Genomic DNA, 7,826 nt, shown 5'->3' with positions numbered 1-7,826 from the left:
GGGGGGGGGGGCCGGGCGGGGCCGCCCCCCGGGGCCGGCCCCCCGCGGCCGCCCCCGGCGGGGGGGCCCGGCGGCCGCGGGGCAGGTGACCGGTTGGTCAGCCCATCAGCTGGCGCGGGTGTACGTCTTCGCGTTCGGGCCCTCGTAGAGCTCGGCCACGATCTCGAGGCGGACGTCGGCATCCGCGTCCGGCTTGACGATGAACGACTGCCTGGTCGGCGAGATACCCGGCTTCGAGTAGTCCAGCTTGCCGGTCATGCCACCGGTGTCCAGCGTGGTCAGGCTGTTCTTGGCGGCGACGACGCCAGCCGGAGTGAGGTCACCGGCGGCGCAGGCGGCCTCCAGGATCTTGGCCATCACGGTCGCGGTCGCGTAGCCGGTGGAGAACGCCGGGGTCGGGATCGCGTCGGCCTTGCCCACCGCGGTCCGGTAGTCGGCCAGCGCCTGGTCGCCCGCGACCGTGGAGAGCGCCCCGTTCGGGCCGGAGAAGTGGAACCGGTCCAGCAGGACGTCCTTGGCGTCGCCGTTCAGCAGCTCCGGCGTGTAGGTCGGGCCGTTGCCGAGGAGCGGCACGTTCAGGCCCTGGGCCTGGGTCGCCGTCGCCAGCGCGCTGGTCTGGGTCGGCGTGCCGGTCAGCACGATGACCCCGACGCCGTTGCCCTTCAGCGCGGTCACCTGCGAGCTCAGGTCGGCCTGCAGCGCGCTGATCTTCTGCTCGAAGACCTCGGAGCCGTTCTGCTGCGCGAAGTACTTCACGCCGGCGTTGGCGTTGATGCCGTACTCGCTGTCGTGGTAGATGTGGCCGATCTTGACGCCCTTGGCGATGAGATTCTTCTCGAGCAGGTAGTCCAGCCCGTTGATGATCTCGACGTCGTAGGTCGAGCCGACGATCGCGTAGTTCGGGTTGTCGGAGATGGACTGCGACCAGGCCAGCGGGATCGCGACCATGTCGTCAGCAGTGAGGTCCTCGGACAGCGCGGTGGCGATCGCCGAGCCGAGCACCATCTGCATCGCCACGACCTTGGTCTTCATGGCCGCGTACTCAGTGGTGGCCTTCTGGACGTTGTAGCCGCTGTCGGCGTTCTCCAGCGTGACCTTGTACGTCTTGCAGATCCCGCCGTTCTTCTCGTTGTAGTCCTTCCAGAAGAGGTCATAGGCGACCGCGAGGTCCTTGCCGCTGGCGGCGAAGAACCCGGTCACGTCGTTGAGGTTGCCGAGGGTGAGCTCGGTCCCGCTGATCCCGCGGCCGGTCTTGACGACCGTCGCGCTCCCGCTGGCCCCGGGCGCCGGGGCCTCCTCGTCGTCGCCCTTGGAGCTGCAGGCGGCGGCCAGCAGCGTGATCGCCGCAACTCCTAAGGCCAGCGAGACGCGACCGGCCGACCGCCAACGCGGCCCGCCGCCGTGTCCGGGCATGACTGGAGACATAGGTGTTCCCCTTCTTTCTCGCGGCTCGCCCGTGTGGCGAGTCCCACCGAGGGCGTCTGAAAGGTTCCGAACGAGCGGGCCGTCAGCCGGGAGAGGCGGCGCTGGCCGGCGTGCTCGCCGAAACGGTCGTGGTCACGCTGGCGCCGTCCGCGCCCGAGTCACCGCCGGGCGGGCGCCCGTCCCGCTGCCGGCGCAGGGCCGCGCCGCGGCGGCGGGCCACGAGCGAGTAGGCGATGCCCGCGAGCCCGCGGGGTTGGAACAGGACGAACAGGACCACGGCCGCGCCGTAGGCGTACTTGGCCGCCTCCGAGTAGGTGACGCCACCGGAACCGGGCTCCGACAGGAACGGCAGGTTCTCGCTGTACTGCTCGAGCAGCATCGGCAGCGCGATGACGAAGGCCGCGCCGGCCATGGCGCCGCCGACCGAGCCCAGGCCGCCGAGCAGGATGATCGCGAGGTACTGGATCGAGACCTCGACGGTGAACGACTCGGGCGCGACGCTGCCGATCGACAGCGCGTAGAGCACACCCGCGAGCCCCGCGTACATCGAGGAGACGAGGAACGCCCTGGCCCGGTAGCCGGTGACGTCGACGCCGGTGACCGCCGCCGCGATCTCGCCGTCCCGGACGGCGCGCAGCGCCCGCCCCGGCCGGGACCGCAGCAGGCCGTACGCGAACCAGGCGGCCAGCGCGACGAGGACGAGCCCGAGGTACCACAGCCGCTCGAAGCGGTTGAACGGGATGCCGAGCACCGCCGTGCCGCCGTCGTTGAACTTCAGCCCGAACAGCTCGAAGTCCGGGGTGCGCCGGCCGTTGTAGCCGCCGGTCAGCGGTGTCGCGGAGTTCAGCACGTGCTGGCCGACGAACACCAGCCCCAGCGAGGCGATGCCGAGGTAGATCCCGCGCAGCCGGCCGGCGACCGGGCTGAACACCAGGCCGGCGATCCCGGAGATCAGCACGGCGAGCACCATGGCGACGAGCGGCGGCAGGCCGAGCCCGTCCAGGTGCCGGCTGCCCAGCTTGCTCGGCTCGCTGGCCAGCCAGCAGTAGCTGATCGCGCCGACGGCGAGGAAGAACGCGTGGCCGAGGGAGAGCTGGCCGGTGATCCCGACCAGGATCGTCAGGCCGATCGCGCCGATCACCGCCGCGAAGATCGCGAACCCGACGCGCAGCCAGAACTCGTCCAGGTAGAACGGCAGGGCGGCCAGGAGCAGCAGGAGGACGGGGAGGGCCACCAGGGGCAGCCGGCCCGCCAGCGCCGCGCGCAGACCACCGGCCGAACGAGGATCAGACACGGGCCAGCTCCCTCGTCCCGAACAGGCCGGCCGGGCGCGCCAGCAGGATCACGAGCATCACGATGTAGGGCACGGCCGCGCCGAACCCGCCGCCCAGGAAGTCGAGGTGGCTGGAGTAGCCCGCGGCCATGGCCTCGACGACCCCGACGATCAGCCCGCCGACCAGCGCGCCGGTGGTGGAGTCCAGGCCGCCGAGGATCGCCGCGGGGAAGGCGGCGAACGCGACGGTGCGGATCGACGGCTCCAGGCCGGGCGTCGGGCTGCCGGTCAGGAAGACCGCGGCCACGGCCGCGAGCGCGCCCGCGAGCAGCCAGGCCAGGGCGCTCACCTGCCAGCGGCGGATCCCCATGAGCGCCGCCGTCTCCGCGTCCTCGGCGCTGGCGCGCAGCGCCACCCCCCATCCGGAGAACCGGAAGGCGGCGAGGAACGCCAGGATCAGGACGGCCGCGGTGGCGATGGCGATCAGCCGGTTGTAGGTGATGGCGACGTCGCCGAACGAGAAGGCGCCGCTCCCCCAGGGCTGGTCCAGGGAGAGCACCCCGGACCCGATCCGGCGGGCCATGTCGGTCACGATCACGATGTCCAGCCCGAGCGTCATGATCGTCAGCGCGGCGACCTGGCCGTGGCCGCCCAGCCCCTTGTTCCGGCCCACCCGGGAGAACAGCAGGCGCTCGAGCAGCACCGCCAGCAGCGCCGTCGAGGCGACGCCGATCGCGACCGCCGCCGCGAACCCGACCGACGGCACCAGCCGGGCGATCACGTAGGCGCCGAGCAGCAGCATCGAGCCGTGCGCGAAGTTGAGCACCTCACTTGCCTTGAAGATGATCACGAACCCGAGCGCGATGAGCGCGTACACGGCGCCCTGCGAGATCCCGTTGACCAACAGCGAGACGAACGTCGTCACGGCCGCTCCTTCCCCTTGCTCGCCGCGACGGCGCCTTCATCCTGGTGATCTGTCCGTGAGCCCGCCTTCGTCCAGGCGCCGTCCGCGTCGGCGCCGGGCGCGCCGGGGCCACCCTCGGCGGTGTCGCCCTCGGCGGCGCTGGCCTCGGCCACGCCCGCCTCGGCGACCTCGACAGCGGCGACCTCGACAGCGGCGGCACCGACGGCGACCTGTTCCTCCTCGCCGGTGCCGAGATAGGCGCGGATCACCGCCGGGTCGCGACTTACCTCTGCCGGGGTGCCGTCGGCGACGACCCGGCCGAAGTCGAGCACGGTGATCCGGTCGGCCAGCGACATGACCATGGTCATGTCGTGCTCCACCAGCAGGACCGTGATCCCGAGGGAGGCCCGGATGTCCCGGATCGTCTCCGTCATCCGCGCCGTCTCGACGGCGTTCATGCCGGCGACCGGCTCGTCGAGCAGCAGCACCCGCGGCTCGGTGGCCAGCGCCCGGGCCACCTCGACCCGCTTGCGGTCGCCGTACGGCAGGATCCCGACCGGGACGTGCAGGCGGGCGCCGAGGTCGAGGAACTCGGCGATCTCGCGCGCCCTGGCCCGGTGCAGTCGTTCCTCTCGGCGCGCCCAGGGAAGTCGCAGGCCAGCGCCGAGGAAGCCCGTGCGCATCAGGTGATGCCGGCCGACCATGATGTTGTCGAGCACCGACTCGTAGGGCGAGCCGGCCAGGTTCTGGAAGGCGCGGCCCACTCCGAGGGCGGTGACCCGGTGCGGCCGCTGCCCGGTGAGCACCGTCTCCCCGAGCAGGGCCCGGCCGGACGTCGCCCGGTACACCCCGGAGATGACGTTGAACAGCGTCGACTTGCCTGCGCCGTTCGGCCCGATCACGGCGTGGATCGACCCGGGCTCGGCCCGCAGCGACACGTCGGACAGCGCGGCCAGCGCCCCGAAGCGGACCGTCACGCCCTCGACCACCAGCGGCTCGGCCACGGGCGCCTCGGCGACGGCCACCGGCTGACCGGCCGCCGCGGCGCTCGCCGTGTCCCGAGTCCGCTCCGTCGGCGCGCTCACGGCGTCCCGGGTTCGCTCCGTCGCCGCACTCCCCGCGCGGCCGTCCTCGTCCCTCGGACGACCACTCCGCTCGCTTGCTCCCGCGCTCACTGTGGCTCTCCCGCGTGCGCACCGCCCGAGCCAGCCGCCGCGCCCACGCCGGCGCGCGGCCGGGGCAGGCCGCGCCTGGCCGGCGGCGGCTGCCACCGGGACAGCGTCCGCGCCGGGCTCGCCGGCTCCCGGGGCGCCTCGTCCGCGGGCTCCCCGGGGGCGTGGTCGTCAGCGGGAAGACCGTCGGCACCGGGGGCGGGCTCGCCCGCGACCGCCAGGTATCGCCGGGCGACCTCGTCGGAGGCGGCGAGCTCGGCCGACGGGCCCGACAGCGACGTGCGCCCGAGTTCCAGGACGTAGGCCGCCTCGGAGATGGCGAGCGCCATGGCGGCGTTCTGCTCGACGAGGACGACCGAGACGCCCTGGGCGTTGATCTCCTTGATCGCGGCGGCGATCTTGCCGATGACCTGGGGGGCAAGCCCCAGCGACGGCTCGTCGAGCAGCAGCATCCGCGGCGCCGACATCAGGCCGCGCCCGATCGCGAGCATCTGCTGCTCGCCGCCGGAGAGCAGCACGGCCCGGGCGTCCCGCCGCTCGGCCAGTCGCGGGAAGAGCTCGTAGACCCGGTCGCGGGCCCGCGACCGGGCGGCGCGGCCACGCACCGACATCCCGCCCGCCCGCAGGTTCTCCTCGACGGTGAGCCGGCCGAAGATCCGGCGTCCCTCGGGCACGTGCACCAGCCCGAGCCGGACGATGTCCGCCGCGCCCCGGCCGGCCAGCTCGGCGCCGTCGAACCGGAGCGCGCCGGCGGTGACCTTCCCGCCGTGCATGCCCAGGGTGCCGGACACAGCGCGCAGCAGCGTCGACTTGCCCGCGCCGTTGCTGCCCAGCACCGCGACCACCTGGCCGGCGCCTACCGACATCGTCACGCCGCGCAGCGCCTGGACCACGCCGGCGTAGACGACCTCCAGGGCACCGACGTCTAACAACTTCGGCTGGCTTCCAGCAACCACGCAGGACCTCCGCGGCACCCAGGACCGTCGACCACAAGATCAACGAATGACAGTTGCACAATGAAACGTGTCGCAGGTCACTAGGATTGCGGTATCGGGCGGAAGACACAAGAGATCCGGGCAAATACGAACAGCATCGATCGGTCGATAGGCCGCGGGCCGCGCCCGACCTGCGCAAACGGGTCCAGGGCCCGGCCGGCCCTCCGGCCCGCCCCGGACGGCACGGGCATCCGCGCCGGGGCCTCCGGCCAGGACGGTCCACCCGGTCGACGATCCGGCGCCGGGCAGGGCCCGGCGCCCAGAGCCCCCGATACGGGCATCTGGGCGTCCCGCCCGGCGGCCAGGGGGCACGGGACCCGGCCGGCGGCGCTCCGACGCCGGAGGACTCGTCCCGGCGGCGGACAGGATCACCACGTGGCCCGACAGGATCACCATGTGGCCCAGAGAGCATGGAGAGCGCGGAGGCGAGACACGGGGCGCTGATCGCAGGTCGCGGGACTTCAGCCCTCAGGTGGGCGCGGACGCGGCCGTTCCACGACCACCTGAGGGCAACTGGCGATCATGCGCGGTGCGCCGACCTCGCGGTCGCCGCGCGAGGGCCCGCATCCAGCGGCGTTCGCCCTGTCGCCCCACCCGTCCCGCTGGTGACCCGCCCGAGGTGCCAGCGAGGGCACGGCCTGTGGATCGCGGACCGGCGGACGGGTCGGCGGTCCGGCCCGGCCTCAGCCCCGACCGTCCCGGACCGCCACCACTCCCGACCTGTCCGTCGTAGCGCGGTCCTGGGACCGCGCTACCGCTGACACTTCGCCAGCGCCGGCCCACAGCGCGGGTCCGAGACCGGGCGAGCTCTGGCTGATGCGGCACTAGTCCTTGAGCGGGCGGCCGTACTTGTCTCGGACGTTGCCGGTCAACATCATGATGCCGTCGATGAGGGCCCATACGCCGAGGCCGCCACAGGTGAGCAACTGGGCGACCGCGATGCCGTAGTCGCCCATGTACCACCGGCCCGCCCCCGTCCAGCCGATGAGGATCTGCAGCAGCCCGGCCGCCAGCTTGCTCTTGTCGGAGTACGGCTCGCCGGTGAGCGGGTGCCGGCCGAACGGCGCCGTCGGGTCGGCCCCGTACGGGCCGGGGACGAAGCCACCGGCCGGCGGGTACGGGTAGCCGGGACCCCCGGGGTAACCGCCAGGCCCGGGCGGGTAGCCGGGACCGGACGGATAGTCCGGGCCGGGCGGATAGCCAGGGCCCGGCCCGTAGTCCGGGCCGGGCGGGTAGCCGGGCGCGGGGGTGTAGCCGGGGCCCGGGGGGTAGCCGCCGGGTGGCGGCGAGGCGTTCGGGTCGCCGGGTGGGTACCCGCCCGGCGGCGTGCCGCCGAACGACGGGGACCCGGCGCCCGGGTCGCCTGCCCCGTAGGGCGCGGTGGGAATGTGGCGCACGGTCGGGTCGTCGTGGACCGTTGGCGGGACGCCCCCGGGCGGCACCTGCCCGGGCGGATGCTTCGCGAAGGGGTCCGGCGGCTGGCCGGGTGGCGGCGTCGACATGGAGCGCTCCAAAAAGTACGAGTCGGCGGAAAACTACCAGAATTGATCAACATGGAACTACGGCGGTCTCGCGTCCGACACCGTGCTCAGGCAGGCTAACGGGACGCGCAGCGTACAGGAGGGCCACACACCGCGTCGGCGCGCCACGCTCCCGAAAGCAACAGTTGGTGACAACCTCGCCACGACGAGGAGTCGGCGCCGGCCGGAGGTCACGGCCGGCCCGACCAGCACGCCCGGGGCCGGGGAGCGCATGCATGGACAACCTCTCACTGCTGTCGGCCGCGCCCAAGCACGGCGATCAACCGCCCGCCGCTCCCCCGGGCGACGCCGACTCAGCGCCGCCGACACTGGCACTCTCCCCGCGCCGCGACGGCGACTCGGCGCCGCCCCCGGGTCCAGAGAACGCGCCGACCGTCGTCCCGCGCCGGCCCGCCGCGCCGCGTCCGCCGGTGTCCGGGCACGGCGGCGGCCGATCGTCCCGGCTGGGCGGCCTGACTGCCTGGCTGGGTGCCCTGCCGGGCCGGCTGGGCCGCGCGACGTCGAACAGGCCACCCG

5 protein-coding genes and 2 pseudogenes are annotated in these 7,826 nt (G+C 73.4%); 1 reads left to right on the top strand and 6 read right to left on the bottom strand.

The features are described from left to right. Window positions 1-105: 105 nt before the first annotated feature. The 6 genes and pseudogenes from I6A81_RS03200 to I6A81_RS03175 form a co-directional block, all read right to left on the bottom strand. Window positions 106-1,413 carry an ABC transporter substrate-binding protein gene (locus I6A81_RS03200; protein WP_203003982.1) on the bottom strand — a complete coding sequence of 436 codons (1,308 nt, stop codon included), beginning with the start codon at window positions 1,411-1,413 and terminating at the stop codon, window positions 106-108. 94 nt (window positions 1,414-1,507) lie between these two features. Beyond that, entirely contained in the window at window positions 1,508-2,719 is a 1,212-nt protein-coding gene (locus I6A81_RS03195) for a branched-chain amino acid ABC transporter permease (RefSeq protein WP_203003981.1), read from the bottom strand. After that, window positions 2,712-3,623, bottom strand: a complete 912-nt coding sequence (locus I6A81_RS03190) for a branched-chain amino acid ABC transporter permease (RefSeq protein ID WP_203003980.1) — start codon at window positions 3,621-3,623, stop codon at window positions 2,712-2,714. The genes I6A81_RS03195 and I6A81_RS03190 overlap by 8 nt, the downstream gene beginning before the upstream one ends. Before the next feature lie 218 nt (window positions 3,624-3,841). Then, window positions 3,842-4,627 (bottom strand): annotated as a pseudogene (locus I6A81_RS03185) (ABC transporter ATP-binding protein); the annotation flags it as partial. A gap of 146 nt (window positions 4,628-4,773) precedes the next feature. Further along, entirely contained in the window at window positions 4,774-5,730 is a 957-nt protein-coding gene (locus I6A81_RS03180) for an ABC transporter ATP-binding protein (RefSeq protein ID WP_203003979.1), read from the bottom strand. A gap of 863 nt (window positions 5,731-6,593) precedes the next feature. Further along, window positions 6,594-7,271 carry a TM2 domain-containing protein gene (locus I6A81_RS03175; protein WP_203003978.1) on the bottom strand — a complete coding sequence of 226 codons (678 nt, stop codon included), beginning with the start codon at window positions 7,269-7,271 and terminating at the stop codon, window positions 6,594-6,596. Between the two features lie 254 nt (window positions 7,272-7,525). Between I6A81_RS03175 and I6A81_RS42945 the strand changes: the two are divergent. Further along, a pseudogene (locus tag I6A81_RS42945) lies at window positions 7,526-7,826 on the top strand (hypothetical protein); the annotation flags it as partial.

It is taken from the genome of Frankia nepalensis (assembly GCF_016786325.1).
Classification (GTDB): domain Bacteria; phylum Actinomycetota; class Actinomycetes; order Frankiales; family Frankiaceae; genus Pseudofrankia; species Pseudofrankia nepalensis.
This window is presented reverse-complemented; position numbering and strand designations above follow the sequence as displayed.